This window comes from Luteimonas sp. MC1828 (assembly GCF_016461615.1).
Taxonomy (GTDB): Bacteria; Pseudomonadota; Gammaproteobacteria; order Xanthomonadales; family Xanthomonadaceae; genus Luteimonas.
Genome location: NZ_JAEMNY010000001.1, coordinates 783,168 through 802,450, shown reverse-complemented (window position 1 = coordinate 802,450; position 19,283 = coordinate 783,168). Strand labels below are relative to the sequence as shown.

13 protein-coding genes are annotated in these 19,283 nt (G+C 72.2%); 6 read left to right on the top strand and 7 right to left on the bottom strand.

Annotated elements, in window-relative coordinates; genetic code table 11:
• Positions 1–24: 24 nt before the first annotated feature.
• Positions 25–3,888, top strand: coding sequence for a YhdP family protein (locus tag JHB91_RS03765; RefSeq protein ID WP_199471576.1), 3,864 nt, complete (start codon positions 25–27; stop codon positions 3,886–3,888).
• 50 nt (positions 3,889–3,938) lie between these two features.
• A complete protein-coding gene (tldD, locus tag JHB91_RS03760) occupies positions 3,939–5,384 on the top strand; it encodes a metalloprotease TldD (protein WP_199472643.1) in 1,446 nt (481 codons plus the stop codon).
• Positions 5,385–5,413: 29 nt separating this feature from the next.
• Here tldD and yjgA read toward each other — a convergent pair whose 3' ends face one another.
• Complete coding sequence (gene yjgA, locus JHB91_RS03755) at positions 5,414–6,007, bottom strand: ribosome biogenesis factor YjgA (RefSeq protein ID WP_199471574.1); 594 nt, start codon at positions 6,005–6,007, stop codon at positions 5,414–5,416.
• A gap of 90 nt (positions 6,008–6,097) precedes the next feature.
• On the opposite strand from yjgA, the gene pmbA reads away from it, so the two are divergent.
• Complete coding sequence (gene pmbA / locus JHB91_RS03750; RefSeq protein WP_233398596.1) at positions 6,098–7,411, top strand: metalloprotease PmbA; 1,314 nt, start codon at positions 6,098–6,100, stop codon at positions 7,409–7,411.
• Between the two features lie 114 nt (positions 7,412–7,525).
• Positions 7,526–7,969, top strand: coding sequence for a DUF4870 domain-containing protein (locus tag JHB91_RS03745; protein WP_199372522.1), 444 nt, complete (start codon positions 7,526–7,528; stop codon positions 7,967–7,969).
• A gap of 10 nt (positions 7,970–7,979) precedes the next feature.
• Here JHB91_RS03745 and ispA read toward each other — a convergent pair whose 3' ends face one another.
• The 3 genes from ispA to tilS are packed head-to-tail and all read right to left on the bottom strand — an operon-like array spanning position 7,980 to position 10,500.
• Complete coding sequence (gene ispA / locus JHB91_RS03740; RefSeq protein ID WP_199471570.1) at positions 7,980–8,873, bottom strand: (2E,6E)-farnesyl diphosphate synthase; 894 nt, start codon at positions 8,871–8,873, stop codon at positions 7,980–7,982.
• Complete coding sequence (locus tag JHB91_RS03735) at positions 8,866–9,135, bottom strand: exodeoxyribonuclease VII small subunit (protein WP_199471567.1); 270 nt, start codon at positions 9,133–9,135, stop codon at positions 8,866–8,868. Before JHB91_RS03735 ends, ispA begins: the two co-directional genes overlap by 8 nt.
• Before the next feature lie 9 nt (positions 9,136–9,144).
• Entirely contained in the window at positions 9,145–10,500 is a 1,356-nt protein-coding gene (gene tilS / locus JHB91_RS03730; RefSeq protein ID WP_199471564.1) for a tRNA lysidine(34) synthetase TilS, read from the bottom strand.
• A 104-nt stretch (positions 10,501–10,604) separates the two neighbouring features.
• Between tilS and JHB91_RS03725 the strand changes: the two genes are divergently transcribed.
• Positions 10,605–11,672, top strand: a complete 1,068-nt coding sequence (locus tag JHB91_RS03725; RefSeq protein ID WP_199471562.1) for an NADH:flavin oxidoreductase/NADH oxidase — start codon at positions 10,605–10,607, stop codon at positions 11,670–11,672.
• Positions 11,673–11,698: 26 nt separating this feature from the next.
• On the opposite strand, the gene JHB91_RS03720 is transcribed toward JHB91_RS03725, so the two are convergent.
• The 3 genes from JHB91_RS03720 to JHB91_RS03710 all read right to left on the bottom strand — a co-directional run bounded on the left by JHB91_RS03720 (position 11,699) and on the right by JHB91_RS03710 (position 17,025).
• The gene (locus tag JHB91_RS03720) at positions 11,699–12,658 is read right to left on the bottom strand and encodes an acetyl-CoA carboxylase carboxyltransferase subunit alpha (protein ID WP_199471560.1); all 960 of its coding nucleotides are present in this window, start codon (positions 12,656–12,658) and stop codon (positions 11,699–11,701) included.
• 86 nt (positions 12,659–12,744) lie between these two features.
• Positions 12,745–16,305, bottom strand: coding sequence for a DNA polymerase III subunit alpha (gene dnaE / locus JHB91_RS03715; protein ID WP_199471558.1), 3,561 nt, complete (start codon positions 16,303–16,305; stop codon positions 12,745–12,747).
• An 84-nt stretch (positions 16,306–16,389) separates the two neighbouring features.
• Entirely contained in the window at positions 16,390–17,025 is a 636-nt protein-coding gene (locus JHB91_RS03710) for a hypothetical protein (RefSeq protein ID WP_199471556.1), read from the bottom strand.
• A gap of 185 nt (positions 17,026–17,210) precedes the next feature.
• On the opposite strand from JHB91_RS03710, the gene JHB91_RS03705 reads away from it, so the two are divergent.
• Positions 17,211–19,274 (top strand): tetratricopeptide repeat protein, encoded by a 2,064-nt coding sequence (locus tag JHB91_RS03705; RefSeq protein WP_199471554.1) that lies wholly within the window; start codon positions 17,211–17,213, stop codon positions 19,272–19,274.
• Positions 19,275–19,283: the final 9 nt, after the last annotated feature.

The window sequence follows — 19,283 nt, the reverse complement described above, 5'->3', positions numbered from 1 at the left end:
CGCCGGGCGCGCGGCGTGGGCCTGATGCCGCCGACGCCGCTGCGCCGTGGCCTGCGCGTCGCAAGGCGCGGCGCCTGGTATGTACTGGCGATCGGCCTGGTGCTGATGGCGCTGGGCGCCGGCATCACCAGCCAGCTGCTGCCGTTGGCCGAGCGCCACCCCGACCACATCGCCGCCTGGCTGGGCGAGCGCGCCGGGCGCACGGTCGCGTTCGACCACGTGGAGACCGAGTGGACCCGGCGCGGCCCGCTGCTGCGACTGGACGGCCTGCGCATCGGCGACGGCCCGCACGCGATCCCGATCGGCGCGGCGGAAGTCCTGGTCTCCCAATACGCCGGCCTGTTGCCCGGGCGCTCGTTCACCGAGCTGCGGCTGCGCGGGCTGGAGCTCACGCTGGAGCGCGACGATGACGGGCGCTGGCAGGTCCGCGGCCTGCCGGGCCAGGCGCAGTCGGGTGGCGATCCCTTCGCCGCACTCGAAGGCCTCGGCGAGCTGCAGGTCATCGATGGCCGCCTGGCGGTGCTGGCCCCCGCGCTCGGCATCGATGCGGCCCTGAGCGAGGTCGACCTGCGCCTGCGCGTGGACGGTGAGCGCGTGCGCGTCGCGGCGCGCGCATGGATGCGCAAGGGCGTCTCGCCGCTGGACATTTCGGCCGATCTCGATCGCAGCCGTGGCGATGGCCGCGCCTGGCTGGCGCTGCGCGATGCCGACCTGGCGGCCTGGTCGGGGCTGCGCGCGGTGGGCGTGGGGACGGCGGCGGGAACCGGCAGGATCCAGGTATGGGCGGACCTGCGCGGCAACCGTGTCACCGACCTCCGGGTCTCCGGAAAACTGGATGGTGTGCGCCTGCGCGGCAACGCAGTGGCGGGCTCCGCCGCGCCATCGCTTGATTTCGGTCGCGTCGAGATCGACGCCCGCTGGCTCGCGCTCGCGGGCGGCTGGCGCGTCGACGCGCCGCGGCTGCGGGTCGGGGCCGGCGCGGATGCGCAGGTGCTCGACGGCCTGCTGGTCGCCGACGGTGCGCGTCGCGCGCTGGTGGCCGAACGCATCGATGCCGGACCGCTGCTGGCGCTGGCCGCGCTCGCAGGCGCCATGCCGCCCGCACTCTCCGACTGGCTTCTCGACACGCGTCCGGGTGGCGTGCTGCGTGATGTGGAGGTCGCGGGCGATGCCAGCGGCCGCTTCCGTGCGCGCGCGCAGGTGGAGGACCTGCGGTTCGACGCGGTCGGCGATGCCCCTGGCGTGTCCGGACTCTCCGGCACCCTGGTCGGCGACGCCGACGGCGTGACGTTCGCGTTCGACCGCAAGGCCGTCACGCGCTTCGACTGGCCGCGCGGCTTCGGCCCGCCGGCGCACGCGGTGCGCCTCGCGGGCAGGGTGACGGCCTGGCGCGACACCGGGGGCTGGCACGTCGATACGCCGGCGCTGCGCGTCAGCGGCGAAGGCTACGGCGCCGATGTGCGCGGTGGCCTGGTCTTCCAGGGCGACGGCACGCGCCCGCGCGTGGATCTGGCGGCGGCCATCGACGATGCCCACATCCCGGTGGCCAAGCGCTTCTGGGTCCGCCACCGCATGCCGCGGGCGGCGGTGGACTGGCTGGACACGGCCCTGGTCGGCGGCCACGTGCGCGGCGGGCGTGCCGTGCTGTCCGGCGACCTCGACGACTGGCCGTTCAGCGCCGCGGGCAAGACCGCCGGTCCTGGGCTGTTCCACGCGCGCGCGGGGCTCGACGACGTGGTGCTGCGCTTCGATCCCGACTGGCCGGCCGCGAACGGCCTCGACGGCGTGGTCGACTTCATCGCCGATGGATTTTCGGTGTCGGGACGTGCGCAGCTGGCCGGAGTGCCGCTGCCGACACTGTCCGGCCGCATCGCCCATTTCGGCGATGCGCCGCTGCTGGTCCGCGCCGACATCGCCGGCGATGCTGCGCCGGTCCTCGTGCTGCTGCGCGCCAGCCCGCTGCGCGAGGGCCGCGAAGCGCTGCTGCAGGGACTGTCCGCCGCCGGCCCCATGCGCGCGGCGTTCGCCCTGGACCTGCCGCTGCACCAGCACCCGATACGGCCGGCGGTTTCCGGGCGCGTGCTGCTGGAAGGCGCGACGCTGGGCGAAAAACGCTGGGACGTCGCGTTCGACGATGTCCGCGGCGAGGCACGCTACGACCAGAACGGTTTCGTTGCCAATGCGCTTCGCGTGCGCCGCGAAGGCCTGGCCGGCACGCTGGCCCTGCGTGCCGGCACCGGGCATGTCGCCGATCGCGGCAACGCCTTCGAGGCCGAGCTCGGCGCCAGCCTGGCCGCGTCCGAACTCGCCGCCCGTGCGCCGCAGCTGGCCTGGCTCGGCGATCGCCTGCGCGGGCGATCGCAGTGGACACTCGCAGTGGCGATCCCGGTGGATGCCGGCAGCGACGGAGGCGGCGGACGGCTGCAGCTGCGATCGGACCTGGTGGGCACGCAGCTGATGCTGCCGGCGCCGCTCGACAAGCCGGCGGCCACGCCGTTGGCGGCACGCATCGATGTCGACCTGCCACTGGGCGAGGGCGACGTGGACGTGGCCCTGGGCAACCGGGTCGCCTTGCGCGCGCGCAGCCGCGGCAACCAGACCGGGGTGCGCGCGGTGCTGGGCCGCGGGCGCATGGACGGCGAGCCTCCGGCGTCGGGCCTGGTCGTCACCGGGAGCACGCCGGTGCTGGACGCGCTCGACTGGGCGAGCCTGGCGGGTGGTGGCGACGCGGACGCCGACGCTGGCGAAGGGCTCGCACTGCGCCGGATCGACGTGTTGGCCGGTCGCCTGCAGCTGCTGGGCAGCGGCTTCACGCAGACGCGCGTGCTGGCCGAGCCGGTGGCGGCGGGAACCTCGGTGCGCTTCGACGGGCCGGCGCTGGCCGGTGGCCTGTTGCTGCCGCGACGATCCGGCGCAGCGCTGACCGCGCACCTGCAGCGGCTGCATTTTCCCGCACCCGGTGCGCGCGCGGGCGGTGGCACGCCGAGCGCCGACGGGGAGGGCGAGGCCGCGGCCGCCGATGACATCGACCCGGCGCGCATCCCGCCGCTGGACATCACCGTCGACGACCTGCGGTTCGGCGCTGCCGCGCTGGGCACGGCCCGGCTGCGCACGCGCCAGACGGCGGACGGGCTGCTGGTGCAGGAGTTCCATGCGGTGCGGGGCAGGCAGCGTGTCGAGGTCGAAGGCGATTGGCTGGGGCGCGGCCAGGCCGCGCGCACGCGCGTGAAGGTGTCGCTGGCAAGTCGCGACTTCGGCGCACTGCTGTCCGGCTTCGGCCTGGGCCAGCGCCTCGACGGTGGCGAAGGCGAAGCGGACTTCGACGCGACCTGGCCGGGCGGCCCGGCCGGTTTCCGGCTCGACGCCCTCGAGGGCAGCCTGGCGTTGACGGTGAAGGATGGCCGCCTGGTGGAAGTCGAGCCCGGCGCCGGCCGGGTCCTCGGCCTGCTCAGCATCACCGAACTGCCGAGGCGCCTCACCCTGGACTTCCGCGACTTCTTCGCCAAGGGCTTCGCGTTCAACCGCATCGGCGGCACGGTCGCGTTCGGCGCCGGGCAGGCGCGCAGCGACGACATGCTGATCGATGGCGCCGCGGCTGAAATCAGCATCCGCGGCACGGCCGACCTGCGCGCGCAGACCTACGACCAGGTGATCGAGGTGGTGCCGCGCACCGGCGGTCTGCTCACCGCGGTCGGTGCGCTCACCGCCGGGCCGGTCGGTGCCGCCGTGGGTGCCGTGGCCAACGCGGTGTTCGAGCGGCCGCTGGGCCGCGTGGGCGCCAAGGTCTACCACGTCACCGGGCCGTGGAAGGATCCGAAGGTCGAGGTGCAGGTGCGCGAGCCGCCGCCAGCGGAGCGCGCGGGTCCGGTGGTGCCCGCGTCGGGTTGATTCGCTGGCGTACGCCCGCATCTCCCCTGCAACGCCTTCCCGGACTCCACCTGATGACCCAAGCCCTTGCCCTTGCCGAAGCCCGCCTGCTGCTGCCCGCGGGCCTCGACGGCGGGGGCCTCGAACGCGCGTTCGGCCAGCTGCTGGGGCCGGGCATCGATTTCGGCGACCTGTATTTCCAGCACGCACGCCGCGAGAGCTGGACGGTCGAGGACGGCATCGTCAAGGACGGCTCGCATTCGATCGAGCAGGGCGTGGGCGTGCGCGCGATCAGCGGCGAGAAGACCGGGTTCGCCTATTCCGATGACATCAACGGCGCGGCGCTGCTTGCGGCGGCGCAGTCGGCGCGCGCGATTGCGCGCAGCGGCCATGAGCACGCGGCGAAGACGCTGGTGCCGGCGGGCACGCGCTCGCTGTACGCGGCCACCGACCCGATCGATGCCATGGGCAACGACGCCAAGGTCGAGGCGCTGCGGCGGGTCGACCGCCTGCTGCGCGCGGCCGACCCGCGCGTGAAGCAGGTGATGGTGAGCCTGTCGGGCGGCGTCGACACGATCCTCGTGGCGCGCTCGGACGGCGTGGTCGCCGGCGACGTGCGTCCGCTGGTGCGGCTCAACGTGCAGGTGATCGTGGAGCAGGGCGGCCGCCGCGAGAGCGGCTACGCCGGCTACGGTGGCCGCTACTCCTACGAGGAACTGCTCGGCGATGGCCGACCGGAGCAGTTCGCGCGCGAGGCGCTGCGCCAGGCGCTGGTCAACCTCGACGCCATCGATGCGCCGGCCGGCATCATGCCGGTCGTGCTCGGCCCCGGCTGGCCCGGCGTGCTGCTGCACGAGGCGGTCGGCCATGGCCTGGAGGGCGACTTCAACCGCAAGGGCACCAGCACCTATGCCGGGCGCATGGGCCAGCGCGTCGCCGCGCCGGGCGTGACCATCGTCGACGACGGCACGCTGGACAATCGCCGCGGCTCGCTCAACGTCGACGACGAGGGCACGCCGACGCAGTGCACCACGCTGATCGAGGACGGCGTGCTCACCGGCTACATGCAGGACACGCTCAACGCGCGCCTGATGGGCGTGGCGCCCACCGGCAACGGCCGCCGCGAGTCCTTCGCGCACCTGGTGATGCCGCGCATGACCAACACCTACATGCGCGCCGGCCAGGACGACCCGGCGGACATGATCCGTTCGGTGAAGAAGGGCCTGTACGCGGTCAACTTCGGCGGCGGCCAGGTCGACATCACCAGCGGCAAGTACGTGTTCTCGGCCACCGAGGCCTACCTGATCGAGGACGGCAAGGTCACCGCGCCGGTGAAGGGCGCCACGCTGATCGGCAATGGCCCGGAAACGATGCAGAAGGTGCGCATGGTCGGGCATGACATGGCGCTGGACGACGGCGTGGGCGTCTGCGGCAAGGACGGCCAGAGCGTGCCGGTGGGCGTGGGCCAGCCGTCGCTGCTCGTGGACGGCATCACTGTCGGCGGCACGCGCGCCTGATGCCGGCGCGCGATCCCGGCGATACCCCGTCAGGGCGTGGTGTCGTCGCCTTCCCGGTCGCCGTCGCCGTCACCTTCACCGAAGTGGTCGTCCTGGCTGTCGGCCGGCTGCAGCAGCGCGCGCACTTCGCGGAACAGCTCGCGGAACGCGCGCGGCGGCTTGTTCGCCTTGCGTTCGGCCAGCGCGTTGCGCACCAGCTGCCGCAGGCGCTGGCGGTCGGCGCCGGGGAATTCTTCCAGCAGCGCTGCCAGCGCGGCGTCGCCGTCGTCGCCGAGCAGGCGCTCGCGCCAGTCTTCGGCACGGTGCAGGCGCGCGGCATCGATGCGCGCGGCTTCACCGTCCACTTCAAGCGCGTCGCGGATCGCGTCCAGCGCCTCGTCGTCCTCGCGGCGCAGCTGCTTGGCCAGGAATGCGATCTCGCGCTTGCGCGCGATGTGCGAGGTGATGCGCCGCGCCCGTTCGATGAACTCCGGCAGGTCGTCGCCCAGCGGCAGCTTGTCCAGGCGGCCCGGGTCCAGCGCCACCAGCTGCTGCGCGAGCGCCAGCACGTCGAGCGCCTCGCGGCGCTGCGCGCTGCGGCTCTCGCCAAGGAATTCGCCGGTGTCTTCGTTCTTTCCGCGCATGTGCCGCACCCCGTATAGACCATGAAGGATAATCCATTGCAGACCCAGCCGACCGTAGTCCCGCCCGCCACGGACGACAGCCGCGAGCGCCTGGCGCAGCTCCAGGGCATCACCGCGGAACTGCTCGACCGCGCGCGCGCCGCCGGCGCCAGCCAGGCCGAGGTGTCGTGTTCCGAGGAGCGCGGCCTGAACGTCAACGTGCGCATGGGCGCGGTGGAGACGGTCGAATCCACGCATGACCGCGGCATCGGCGTGACCGTGTACTTCGGCCAGCGCAAGGGCAGCGCGAGCACCGCCGACCTGCGGCCGGAGAGCCTGGAGGCAACCGTGGCGCAGGCCTGCGCGATCGCGCGCCATACCGAGGATGACGACGCGGCCGGCCTCGCCGACGCGGCGTTGATGGCGCGCGAGGTGCGCGAATTCGACACCTGGCACCCCTGGGCGCTGGACGCCGACCACGCGATCGACCTGGCGCTGGCCTGCGAGCAGGCCGGCCGTGACGCCGATCCGCGCATCGCCAACTCCGACGGTGCGTCGGTCGGCAGCGGCACGTCGCTCAGCGTCTATGCCAACAGCCACGGCTTCGTGGGCGCCGAGCGCGACAGCCACCACAGCATCGGCTGCGCGCTGATCGCCGGCGAAGGCGATGCCATGCAGCGCGACGGCTGGTACAGCGTGGCGCTCGCCGCCGACGATCTGCAGTCGCCGGCCGCCATCGGCCGCCTCGCCGCGCAGCGCGCCGCCGCGCGCCTCGATCCCAGGCCGCTGGCCACCGGCCGCTATCCGGTGCTGTTCGCCTCCGAGGTCGCGCGTTCGCTGGTTGGACACCTGCTGGGTGCGGTCTCCGGCGGCGCGCTGTACCGCGGTGCGAGCTTCCTGGTGGACAGCGTCGGCGAGCAGCTCTTCCCCGACTGGTTCGCGATCGACGAGCGGCCGTTCCTGCAGCGCGGGCTGCGCTCGTCGGCCTACGACAGCGAGGGCGTGGCCACCCGCGAATCGCCGCTGGTCGCAGGCGGCGTGCTGCAGCGCTACGTGCTTGGCAGCTATTCGGCGCGCAAGCTCGGGCTGCAGACCACGGGCAACGCCGGCGGCGTGCACAACTTGGAGGTGGCCGCCAATGCCGGCGACCTCGACGACATGCTGCGCGGCATGGGCCGCGGCCTGCTGGTCACCGAGTTGATGGGGCAGGGCGTGAACACCGTCACCGGCGACTATTCGCGCGGCGCCGCGGGGTTCTGGATCGAGGACGGCGCGATCGCCTTCCCGGTGGACGGCATCACCATCGCCGGCAAGCTGCGCGAGATGTTCGCCGGCATCGAAGCGGTGGGGCGCGACGTCGACACCCGCTCGCACATCCGCACGGGTTCGATCCTCATCGGCGGCATGACCGTCGCGGGTGAATGAGCCGCTGACGCGCGCCTGACGCCACGGCGGCACCGGGTGCCATCGGTTGGGTTGCGCTCCATCGCGGCATCCCCATGCTATGGGGATGCCGGATGCACCGGCCAGGAGACCGCGATGCAACAGACCACCCATCTCGCCAGCACCCCCGCCACCGGCAGCGAGCGCCAGTGGGCGGCGCTGGCGCACATTGCCGCCCTGGTCCTTGCGCTGTGCACCAGCTGGATCGCCGGCGTGGCCGGCATGCTGGGCGCGGGCGCCGTCTACCTGCTCAAGCGCGGCGATTCCTCGTTTGTCGCCACCCACGCCCGCGAGGCGCTGAACTTCAACCTCAGCATGTTCATCTACGCCTGCATCGCGTTCGCGATCGGCGTGGTGCTGGTCGGGGCCACGGTGCTTACGCTCGGCATCGGCATCATCCTCACCGCGCCTGCCGGCCTGGTGCTGATGGTCGCGATGGCCGCGATCGCGCTGATGTGGCTGGTGTGCAGCATCATCGCCGCGGTGAAGGCGTGGAACGGCGAGGCCTATCGCTACCCGCTGACAATGCGCCTGTTCTGATCCGCGCGCGTCAGTGCCTGCGCTTGATCGCGAACTCGGCGAGCGTGGCGAGGATCGCCGCGCGCGGGCCGAAGGGCGCCAGCGCGTAGCGGATCGCGGCCGCCAGCGTGGCGAGGCGCTCGCGTGACGCATCGAGGCCGACCAGCGCCGGGAACGTGACCTTGTCCTGTGCCGCGTCCTTGCCGGCGGTCTTGCCGAGGGTGGCGCTGTCGCCTTCGACATCGAGCAGGTCGTCGCGCACCTGGAATGCCAGGCCGAGCGCGTCGGCGTAGGCATCCAGGCGCATGCGCGCGTCGGCATCGGCGCCGGCGGCGATCGCCCCCATGCGCACGGCCGCGCGGATCAGCGCGCCGGTCTTGAGCGCATGCAGGTGCTCCAGCGCGGCCAGCGTGGCCGATGTGTCGCCCGTGGCGGCGAGGTCGAGCGCCTGCCCGCCACACATGCCGGCACCACCGGCCGCCGCGGCGAGCTCGCGCAGCATCGCCACGCGCGAGGCGTCGTTCACCGCGGCATCCGCCAGCACCGCGAACGCCAGCGCCTGCAGCGCGTCGCCGGCGAGGATCGCGGTGGCCTCGTCGAAGGCGACATGCACGGTCGGCTGGCCACGCCGCAGGGCGTCGTCGTCCATCGCCGGCAGGTCGTCATGCACCAGCGAATAGGCGTGCATCAGCTCGATCGCCGCGGCGGCGGCATCCAGCGCGTCCTCGCCCGCGCCGAACGCGGTGCCGGTGGCGTAGACCAGCAGCGGGCGCATGCGCTTGCCGCCGAGCAGCACGGCATGGCGCATGGCCGCGTGCAGGCGTGGTTCGGCAGCCGGGTGTTGGTCCAGTGTGCGCTCGAGGACGGCGTCGATGCGCTGGCGCCACGCCTCGAGCCGGGCCGCCCTCGCCTCCGGGTCAGGCATCGTCGATATCGCGGCCCGGGAAGGGTTCTGCGCGCTCCGGCTGCTGTGGATCGGTAAGCAGGCGCACGCGAAGCTCGGCCTGTTCAAGCGCCTGCTGGCAGCGGCGGTAGAGGCCGACGCCGCGCTCATACGCGGCGAGCGAATCCTCGAGGCTCATCTCGCCGTGTTCCATCTTCTCGACGAGCTGCTCGAGCAGGTCGAGCGAAGCTTCGAAGTCGGCGACGGGCGAGGTGTCGTTGGTGGTGGCGGGCTTGCGTGGCATGGCGCCAGTTTACGCCATGTGCCACCAGCGCACGCCGGCGCCGCGGGCGCGAAGCCACGTCTCCAGGCGTGCCGAGAGCACTGCGTCACCGGCGGCGAGCAGGGTGCCGTCGGGCGCGGACAGCAGCGGCATGCGCGCGCGTTGCCAGGGCGGCAGCGCACCTGCCTGGAGCAGGTCTTTCAGCGCGTGCGAATGCGTGCGGCCAGGGAGCACGATGCGTTCGCCGCCGCGCCGCGCATGCGCTTTCAGCGGGGTATCGAAACCTTCCGCGCCGACAAGGGACAGCGCGCCGCCGCCGGGCAGCGGCAGTGGCGCGCGCCCGTCCCACCCGGCCTCCCAGTCCGCGGGAAGCGGAGGCAGCCGCTGGCCGGCATGCAGGCGGCCGCGCCAGGCGTGGACCACGGCGTCCGACCATGCAAAGGCCGCCACGCTGTCGTTGCGCGCGTGCAGCAGGTCGGCCGTGATCTGCGCGACGCCGGTTGCCGGCAGCGGGGGCAGTGCAAGCTCGATGATCCAGGCGCGCAGCACGCGCGCGCGCCGCGCCGCGGGCAGCGCCTGCAGGACGGTGATGGACAGGCCCGGGTCGACTGGCGGGGCGGCTGCGGTTTCGCGCTGTGTGCGGTCCGTTTGTCCGGCGTCGCGCGCCGCAGCCAGGGCCGCGTGGTCACCCTGGGCCAGAAGGTCGCTCGCTTCGGCGGACAGCGTTGCCGAGCGCGCGAGCGCAGCATCGGCCTCCGGCCAGCGTGCGCGCAGCAGCGGCATGACCTGGTGGCGCAGGTAGTTGCGGTCGTGGGCCGGGTCCGCGTTTGCCGGATCCTCAAGCCACGCCAGGCCGTGGCGCATGGCCCAGGCATGCAGCGTGGCGCGCGGCAGCGCCAGCAGCGGGCGCCACAGCCAGCCGGCCGCGAAGCCGCGCCAGGCACGCATCGACGCGAGGCCGTCGGGGCCGGACGCGCGCAGCGCGCGCAGCAGGAACGTCTCGGCCTGGTCGTCGCGATGGTGCGCCAGCGCGAGCACCTCGCCGTGGCCCAGCGCGTCGGCGAAAGCGGCGTGCCGCGCCGCGCGCGCCGCAGCCTCCAGCCCGCGCCCGGCGTCACGTGCCACGTCGACCCGCGCCACCTGCAGCGGCACGTCGAGCGCGGTGCAGGCGCGCGCGCAGTGGACGGCCCAGGCGTCGGCATCGGCGTGCAGCCCGTGGTGGACGTGGACCGCGCGCAGGCCGCGCGCGCGGATCGAGGCGTCCGCGGCCAGCAGGTGCAGCAGCACCGTGGAATCCAGCCCGCCGCTCAGGGCCACCAGCACCGCGCCGGTGGCCACCGGGCAATCGGGCAAGGCGATGCGGTCGGAGGGCGGAGGCGAGGCCATCCCGCGATGTTGCCATGTGCCCGCGATGCAGTGATCCGCCAGCGCCCGCACGCCCGGGAGCGCACTCGGCCTACAGTGGTCCGCCACGTCCGCGGAAGACCCCGATGAGCCAGCTGTTCCAGCCACTGCGCCAGCGCGACATCGTCCTGCGCAACCGCATCGCCGTCTCGCCGATGTGCATGTACTCATCGGTCGACGGCCTGCCGGGCGACTGGCACCTGGTGCACCTCGGCAGCCGCGCCGCGGGTGGCGCCGGCGTGGTGATGACCGAGGCGGCCGCGGTCTGCCCCGAGGGACGCATCTCGCCGCAGGATGCCGGCATGTGGAACGAAGCCCAGGCCGCGGCCTGGGCGCCGATCGCGCGGTTCATTGCCGCACAGGGCGCGGTGCCGGCGATGCAGTTGGCGCATGCCGGGCGCAAGGCCAGCACGCACGCGCCGTGGCGTGGCGATGGCGCGGTGCCGGTCGCCGACGGCGGCTGGACGGTCGTGGCGCCGTCGGCCGCGGCCTATGCCGACCACTACCCGCAGCCGCAGGAGCTCGATGCGGAGGGAATCGCGCGCGTGGTCGCTGGTTTCCGCGCCGCAGCGGCGCGTGCGCTGGAAGCCGACTTCAAGCTCGTCGAGATCCACGCCGCGCACGGCTACCTGCTGCATCAGTTCCTGTCGCCGCTCGCCAACCGGCGCGGCGATGCCTGGGGCGGCGGCTTCGAGGGCCGCACGCGGATCGTCCGCGACGTGGTGTCTGCGGTGCGCGAGGTCTGGCCGGAACGCCTGCCGCTGTGGATGCGGATCTCGGCCACCGATTGGGTCGATGGCGGCTGGGACGTCGAGCAGAGCGTGGAGCTGGCGCGCAGCGTCAAGGCGCTGGGCGTGGACCTGATCGACGCGTCCAGCGGCGGACTGGACCGGCGCCAGCAGATCGAACCCGGACCCGGCTACCAGGTGCCGTTCGCGGCGCGCATCCGCGGCGAGGCGGATATCGCCACCGGCGCCGTCGGCCTGGTGACCGAAGCGGCGCAGGCCGAGCGGATCGTGGCCTCGGGCGACGCCGACGTGGTGCTGTTGGCTCGCGAATCACTGCGCGATCCGTACTTCCCGATGCGCGCCGCGAGGCTTCTGGGCGTCACGCCCGTGGTGCCGGTGCAGTACCAGCGCGCGTGGGGCGGCTAGGCGGCCCAGGCGCGCGTGCCAACCGATCAGGCGGCTTCGTAGGCGCCGTAGCTGCGCAGGCGCTTGTAGCGCCTGTCCAGCAGCTGGTCGCTGGACATGCCCTCGAAGGCGTCGAGCTCGTTGAGCAGCACGGCCTTCAGGCGCTTGGCCATCTGCTTCGGATTGCGGTGCGCGCCGCCGATCGGCTCGCGCACCAGCTTGTCCACCAGGCCAAGGCCCAGCAGGCGCTTGGCGGTGAGGCCCAGCTGTTCGGCGGCGTCGCGCGCCTTGCCGGCGTCCTTCCACAGGATCGAGGCGCAGCCCTCGGGCGAGATCACCGAGTAGGTGCTGTATTCCAGCATCAGCGTGCGGTCGCCCACGCCGACCGCGAGCGCGCCGCCGGAGCCGCCTTCGCCGATCACCGTGCACAGGATGGGCGTGCGCAGCTCGGCCATTTCCATCAGGTTGCGGGCGATCGCCTCGGACTGGCCGCGCTCTTCGGCGCCGATGCCGGGGTAGGCGCCGGGCGTGTCGATGAAGGTCAGCAGCGGCAGCTTGAAGCGCTCCGCCATCTTCATCAGGCGCAGCGCCTTGCGGTAGCCCTCGGGGCGCGGCATGCCGAAGTTGCGGCGCACCTTGGCCTTGGTGTCGCGGCCTTTCTGGTGGCCGATGATCATCACCGAACGGCCGTTGATGCGGCCCAGCCCGCCGACGATCGCCGGGTCGTCGGCGTACGCGCGGTCACCGGCCAGCTCCTGGAACTCGTCGCAGATGAAGCGGATGTAGTCGTTGGTGTACGGCCGCGCAGGGTGGCGCGCGAGCTGCGACACCTGCCACGGCGACAGGTCGCGGAAGATCTGCGCGGTGCGCAGGCGCAGCTTGTCCTGCAGCGTGCGCAGTTCGGCGTCGACGTTGACCGCCGAGCCGGACCCGGCGCGGCGAAGGTCCTGGATCCTCGCCTCGAGGTCGGCGATGGGTTGTTCGAAGTCGAGGTAGTTCGGGTTCATCGACAGTCTTGGCGCGGGAAAGCGGCCAGTCTAGCCGACGGCGCCCGCGAAGGCCGTACCCGGGCGTGCGGTCGGTAGTGCGTCGCCTACTGCGACCAGGGCCGCGGGCCCACCGCCACGCGCACCGCCTTGACGCCCGGCTGCGCGCGCAGCTCGCCGACCATGGCCGGATCCACGCGCACCGACTGCGTGCCGTTGACGTCGAGGCTGCCGGCCGCCCCGCTGGCGAGAAGCAGGTCGTAGCGCAGCGGAGTGGGGCCGGGACGGTGGCGCGCCAGCAATGTCTCGACGCGTTCCAGCACGCCGGCCACGCGCAGGTCGAGGCGCAGCGACATGCGTTGCGCGGCCTGCTCGCAGACCTGCTGGAAATCCCAGGCGCGGCGCGCGCGCAGCGAAAACCCGCCGCTGAACTCGTCCTCGCGCAGCCCGCCTTCGACGATCACGATGCGATCGCGGGTGAGCAGCGCCGCGTTCTCGAACCAGGCCTCGGAGAAGAACGCGCATTCCAGGCGCCCGCGCCCGTCCTCGATGTGCACGAACGCCTGCGACTCGCCGCGCTTGCGCATGCCGGCGACCTGGCCGGCGACCACCACCGTGACCTCCTGGCGCCAGCCGCCGCGGCCGCCATCCTTGCCGCCGCCGCGTGACGATGCGCCCGACTCCCACAGCGCATCGAGCTGGCCGAGGTCGCAACCGACGAGGCCCTTCAGCTCTTCGCGGTACGGGTCCAGTGGATGGCCGCTCAGGTAGTGGCCAAGCGTCTCGCGCTCGCCCGCCAGCTTCTGCTGCAGCGGCCATTCCGCGGTCTCGCGCAGCTCGATGCGCGCCGCCGCCTGCGGCTCGGCGAACCCGCCGAACAGCGAGGCCTGCCCGGCCTCGCGCTCGCGCGCCAGCTGTTCGGTGGCCTTCAGCACCTCCGGAAGCTGCAGGGTCAGCGAAGCGCGGTTGAGGCCCAGCGCGTCGAGCGCACCGGCATTGACCAGCGCCTCCAGCGTGCGCCGGTTGAGGCGCGCGGATTCCACGCGCCGGCAGAAGTCGAGCAGGTCCACGTAGGGACCGCCCTTGCGGCGCTCCTCCGCGATCGCCTCGCACGCGCCCTGGCCGACGCCCTTCACCGCGCCCAGCCCATAGCGCAGCGTGCCGCCATCCATGGCTTCGAACATGTACCCCGACGCGTTGACGTCCGGCGGCTGCACGTCCAGCCCGAGCTTGCGCGCCTCGTCGAGGAACATCACCACCTTGTCGGTGTTGTCCATGTCCGACGACAGCACCGCGGCCATGAACTCCGCCGGGTGGTGCACCTTCAGCCATGCGGTCTGGTAGGCGACCAGCGCATAGGCGGCCGAGTGCGACTTGTTGAAGCCGTACTCGGCGAACTTCTCCATCAGGTCGAAGATCTGCGTCGCCACCTTCGGGTCGACGCCGTTGCCGGAGGCACCGGCCTCGAACTTGGCGCGCTCCTTCGCCATCTCCGCGGCGTTCTTCTTGCCCATCGCGCGGCGCAGCAGGTCCGCGCCGCCCAGCGAGTAGCCGGCCAGGACCTGGGCGATCTGCATCACCTGTTCCTGGTAGACGATCACCCCATAGGTCGGCTTGAGCACCGTTTCCAGCGACGGATGCGGATAGGTGACCACGGCATTGCCGTGCTTGCGGTCCACCCAGTCCTTGTCCATGCCCGAACCGAGCGGGCCGGGGCGGAACAGCGCCGCGAGCGCGATGATGTCCTCGAACACGTCGGGCTTGGCGCGCTTGAGCAGCTCGCGCATGCCGCGCGATTCGAACTGGAACACCGCCACCGTGTCGCCGCGCGCGAACAGCTCGTAGGTGGCCTTGTCGTCGAGCGGCAGCTTGGTGATGTCGAGCGGCGCGGCCGACGCATCCGCCCCGGTGCGTGCGCGCTCGTTGATCGCCTTCACCGCCCAGTCGATGATCGTCAGCGTGCGCAGGCCGAGGAAGTCGAACTTCACCAGGCCGACGCTTTCCACGTCGTCCTTGTCGAACTGCGTGACCGGGTTGCGGCCGCGGCCTTCGCCATCGTGTTCGGCGTACAGCGGGCAGAAGTCGGACAGCGGCGACGGCGCGATCACCACGCCGCCGGCGTGCTTGCCGGCGTTGCGCGTCAGGTCCTCGAGCTGCAGCGCGAGGTCGATCAGGTCGCGGACGTCGTCTTCATCGCCGTAGCGGGCGATGAGTTCGTCGGAGCGCCAGGCATCGTCCTTGCGCCCCTTCTCGGTGCGCCCGAGCGCGTCGGCCAGCGACACGCCGAGCGTCATCGGCACCAGCTTGGCGACGCTGTCCACGAAGCCGTACGGGAAGCCGAGCACGCGGCCGGTATCGCGCACCACCGCCTTCGCGGCCATGGTGCCGTAGGTGATGATCTGGCTGACACGGTCGCGGCCGTACTTGGCGGCGACGTAGTCGATCACCTCGTCGCGCCGGTCCATGCAGAAGTCGATGTCGAAGTCCGGCATCGACACGCGTTCGGGGTTGAGGAAGCGCTCGAACAGCAGGTCGTAGGGCAGCGGGTCGAGGTCGGTGATGCCCAGCGCCCAGGCGACCAGCGAGCCCGCGCCGGAGCCGCGGCCCGGCCCGACCGGGATGCCGTGGTCCTTGGCCCAGTTGATGAAGTCCGCGACGATCAGGAAGTAGCCGGGGAAGCCCATCGAGACGATCACGCCGAGCTCGGTGTCCAGGCGCGCGTCGTAGCTGGCGCGGTCGTGGCCGGGCGCCAGCGGGGCGACGGCCAGGCGCCTGTCGAGCCCGTCGCGCGCCTCGCTGCGGATCCACGAATCCAGGGTGTGGTCGCTCGGCACCGGGAATGCCGGCAGGTAGTACGTGCCCAGGCGCAGCTCGAGATTGCAGCGCTGGGCCAGCGCCACGGCGTTGTCGATCGCGTCCGGCGCGTCGGTGAACAGCGCCACCATCTCGTCGACGGACTTCAGGTACTGCTCGGCGGTGTGGTCGTGCGGACGGCGCGGATCGTCGAGCGCGCGCCCGGAGGCGATGCACACGCGCGCCTCGTGGGCGTCGAAGCCGTCGCCATCGAGGAAGCGCACCTCGTTGCCGGCCACCAGCGGCACGCCACAGGGCGCGGATACGTGCAGCGCGAAGTCGTTGAATGCGGCTTCATCGGCAAAGCCGCAGCGCGCGAGTTGCAGGTGCAGGCCGTCATCGAGCACGCCGCGCCAGTCGCGCAGCCAGGCTTCGGCCTGGTCGTGCTTGCCGGCGGCGACCAGCTGCCCGGCCGGGGAATGCCGGCCAGCCAGCGCGAACAGACCGCGGTGGTCCTCGCGCAGCCATTCGGGGCGCACCACCACGCCATCGTGGCGTTGGCCTTCCATCCACGCCCGCGTCAGCAGCCGCGACAGGGCGAGGTAGCCGTCATGGTCGCGGCAGAGCAGGGTAAGTGTGGCCGGGTTGTCGCTGCCGTCGGCGATGCTGATATCGGCGCCGGCGATCGGCTTGATGCCGGCGCCTTCGGCCGACTTGAAGAACTTGACCAGCGAGAACAGGTTGTTGCGGTCGGTGACCGCGACCGACGGCTGGCCCATGGCCACGCAGCGCTTGACGAGGTCCGGGATGCGGATCGTCGAGTCGGCGAGTGAATACTCGCTGTGCAGGTTGAGGTGGACGAAACGAGGGGACATCGCAGGACCGGCGTGGCAACACGCAGGTTAGGTGCCCGCTCCCGCGCGGACAAGGCTTGACAGCCCGATCCGCGCAGATCGCCCTCAGTGGACCTGGAACCGCGGGGCGCCGGTTTCCTCCAGGTAGGTCTGCCGACCGCGTTCCAGGATGTGCGCCAGCAAGCGCAACTCGGCCTGGCGCGCCTCCAGCCATTCGTCGCGGCCAAACGCCAACTCGTGCGGGCGTTCACCGCGCAGGATCGCCTCTTCGATCCTCAGGCGGCGGAAATCCAGATAGGCATCGAGTTCATCGATCAGCCGCGGCATGGCCAGGTCGACCAGCAGGGCGTAGTCCAGGCCACCGACCACCGGTACGGCGTCGGGCAACAGGCGTTCGCTTCCGGTGGCGTAGTCCGCGATCAGCTGGATCCGCTCCCTGAGTTCGGGATCGAGCTGCCACGCGGGTTCGCTTGCCAGCATGCGCAAGGCCCGCAGGCAGCGCGCGCGCTGTCGGATACCCGACAGCCTGGTGCGGTCCGCGTGCTGGTCCAGCAGCTGGCGCGCCGCACTGGCGATTCCGTCGAGTTGCGGCACCTGCTCGGGGCCTGCCAGCGCACTGGCGACCCGCTGGAAGCGTTCGATGCTGCGCTGGTCGGGGACGCGGCCGGCGATGTGGTTGCGGCGCGCGCGACCGGACGGATCGGCTGCGGGCAACGGGAGTGAGTCGAGATGGACGTACATGGCGTTCTCCGGATTGGAGCCGCCGTCGGGCGGGAATCCAAGTGTCCACCTCTGTCGACCGGGAAGCTTGACGGAAATGGACGGAGACCATGATGGAAGCGCGAGGGAATGCGGTGTGCCGGTTCAGTCCGCTTCCCACGTTCTTACCGGGGCTCACTGCTGGGCGGGACAGGGCCGGCATTGCCATGGCGGACGACGCACGCATCTACAGGTTCGGCGACGTCGAGGTCGACACCGGCGCACACCGCGTCATGCGCGGTGGGCGGCCCGTGGCGCTGGAGCCCAAGGCCTATGCGGTGCTCCTGGTACTGCTTGCGCATCCCGGCCATGCGATTCCCCGCGATGAGCTGTTGGACCACGTATGGGGGCATCGCCACGTCACGCCAGGCGTGCTGAACCGCGTGGTCGCGCAGTTGCGCAAGGCCTTGGGCGACGATGCGGAGCATCCGCGCTACATCCAGACCCTGCATGCGGTCGGCTACCGGTTCATGTGCGTTCCCGACGTCCATCCCGCCGCAGCGCTGCCTGCCGCGGAGGAAATTTCCGACGAGACGTCGCTGGTGGAAATTTCATCGGTACACGACCTGGCGGAGGAGCGAGGCGCGGGCCGATCGCCGTGGCTCCGCGTGGCAGGGGTTGCCATGCTCCTGGTGATCATCGCCACGGCGTGGTGGCGCCTGGCCCCTCCGGAGGCGACGGGGCCGAACACGGCAACGATCGCGCTGCGCCCGTTCTCCATGCTCGGCGGCAGTGCCGAGGATGCGTGGTTTGCCGAGGGCCTCGCGGTGGAAATGCACGATGCGCTGGCCGCGGTGCCGGGCCTCAAGGTGGCGGCGTTGATGGACCCGGCTGATCCGCGTCGCGACGTCGACGTGCGCGAGCTCGGGCGCATGCTCGACGTCCGCGCCGTGCTCGACGCCAGCGTCCGCCGCGATGGCGACCGGGTGCGCATCAATGCGCGGCTGAGCGATACCGGCACCGGCTACGTGCTGTGGAGCCGCAGCTATGAACACGCGATGTCGGAACTGTTCGACACCCAGGGCGCGATCGCCGGCGAAGTGGTCGAGTCCATGCTGGGCGCGGTGCCGTCCCAGCGGGAGTCGCTGCGGCAGCGCCTCGCGCCGACCCGCAGCGTGGCGGCATTCGAAGCCTACCTGCGCGGAATCGAGCTCGCGCGCACTCCGCTCGATCGCGAGCGCAGTGGCCAGGCCGCGGATGCCTTCCGCGCCGCGCTTGCCGCGGACGCGGGGTTTGCCCGCGCGCAGGCGGCGCTGTGCGCCACCGAAACGCGGCGCTTCGAGTACTGGAATGACGCCAAGGCGCACGAGCGTGCGCTGGTGGCCTGCAGGCGCGCGCTGGAGATGGTCCCGGTGCCGCCGGAGGCATCGCTGGCGCTGGGCAACCTGCTGCGCGTGGATGGCGAGTTCGACAAGGCTCAGGCGCATTTCGAGGCCGCCAGCCGTGCGCCCGCGAGCGCGGCGCTTGCACATGTCGGCCTCGGCAAGATCGCGGCAGCGCGCGGCGATGCGGCGCGGTCGCGGCAGCACTTCGACCAGGCGCTGGCGCTGGCGCCGGAAAACGCGCAGGTGCATGCCGAAATCGGCTACCAGGCCTATCGCGACGGGCGCCTGGAGGATGCAAAGCGCGCGTACCGCCGCGCGCTGGAGCTCGACCCCGACAACGCCGGCAACTGGAACACGCTCGGGTTCCTGCACCTGCTGGCGGGCGAGGATGACGATGCTTCCCGCGCCTTCGAGCGCTCGATCGCGATCACGCCCAGCGCCGACGTGCTGGCGAACTTCGCGCTCCTGCGCGGCCAGGCGGGCGACCACGAGGGCGCGGTCGCGCTGTACCGGCGTGCGCTCGAACTCGACCCCGACGACTACATCAACTGGGGCAACCTGGCCGACGGCCTGCGCGCCAGCGGCGCCGCGCGCGCGGAGGTGCGCGCGGCGTACATGCAGGCGGAGCAGCGCGTGCGCCGCTACCTGGGCATCAACAAGGGAGACGGCTATGCGCAGGCCGCGCTGGGCTGGTACTGCGCCAACCTGGGCAAGCGCGAGGAGGCGTTGGAGCTGGTGCGGAACTCGCGCGCCACGACCATTGGCGATCGCGCGGAGATCGCGCTCTACAACGCCGAGAGCCTGGCCATGCTGGGCATGCGCGAGGCCTCCCGCCAAGCGCTGGAACGCGCGCGCGCGGCGGGAATTTCCGAGGCCCGGATCCGGGCGAGCCCGGTCCTGGAGTGAGTGCGCGCG

Excerpts from the sequence above, each read along its gene's own strand:
- yjgA (WP_199471574.1), bottom strand. The coding sequence starts at position 6,007 with ATGCGCGGAAAGAACGAAGACACCGGCGAATTCCTTGGCGAGAGCCGC.
- JHB91_RS03720 (WP_199471560.1), bottom strand. The coding sequence starts at position 12,658 with ATGAACCCGAACTACCTCGACTTCGAACAACCCATCGCCGACCTCGAG.
- JHB91_RS03765 (WP_199471576.1), top strand. The coding sequence starts at position 25 with ATGCCGCCGACGCCGCTGCGCCGTGGCCTGCGCGTCGCAAGGCGCGGC.
- dnaE (WP_199471558.1), bottom strand. The coding sequence starts at position 16,305 with ATGTCCCCTCGTTTCGTCCACCTCAACCTGCACAGCGAGTATTCACTC.
- JHB91_RS03705 (WP_199471554.1), top strand. The coding sequence starts at position 17,211 with ATGGCGGACGACGCACGCATCTACAGGTTCGGCGACGTCGAGGTCGAC.
- ispA (WP_199471570.1), bottom strand. The coding sequence starts at position 8,873 with ATGCCTGACCCGGAGGCGAGGGCGGCCCGGCTCGAGGCGTGGCGCCAG.
- JHB91_RS03745 (WP_199372522.1), top strand. The coding sequence starts at position 7,526 with ATGCAACAGACCACCCATCTCGCCAGCACCCCCGCCACCGGCAGCGAG.
- tilS (WP_199471564.1), bottom strand. The coding sequence starts at position 10,500 with ATGGCCTCGCCTCCGCCCTCCGACCGCATCGCCTTGCCCGATTGCCCG.
- JHB91_RS03725 (WP_199471562.1), top strand. The coding sequence starts at position 10,605 with ATGAGCCAGCTGTTCCAGCCACTGCGCCAGCGCGACATCGTCCTGCGC.
- JHB91_RS03710 (WP_199471556.1), bottom strand. The coding sequence starts at position 17,025 with ATGTACGTCCATCTCGACTCACTCCCGTTGCCCGCAGCCGATCCGTCC.
- JHB91_RS03735 (WP_199471567.1), bottom strand. The coding sequence starts at position 9,135 with ATGCCACGCAAGCCCGCCACCACCAACGACACCTCGCCCGTCGCCGAC.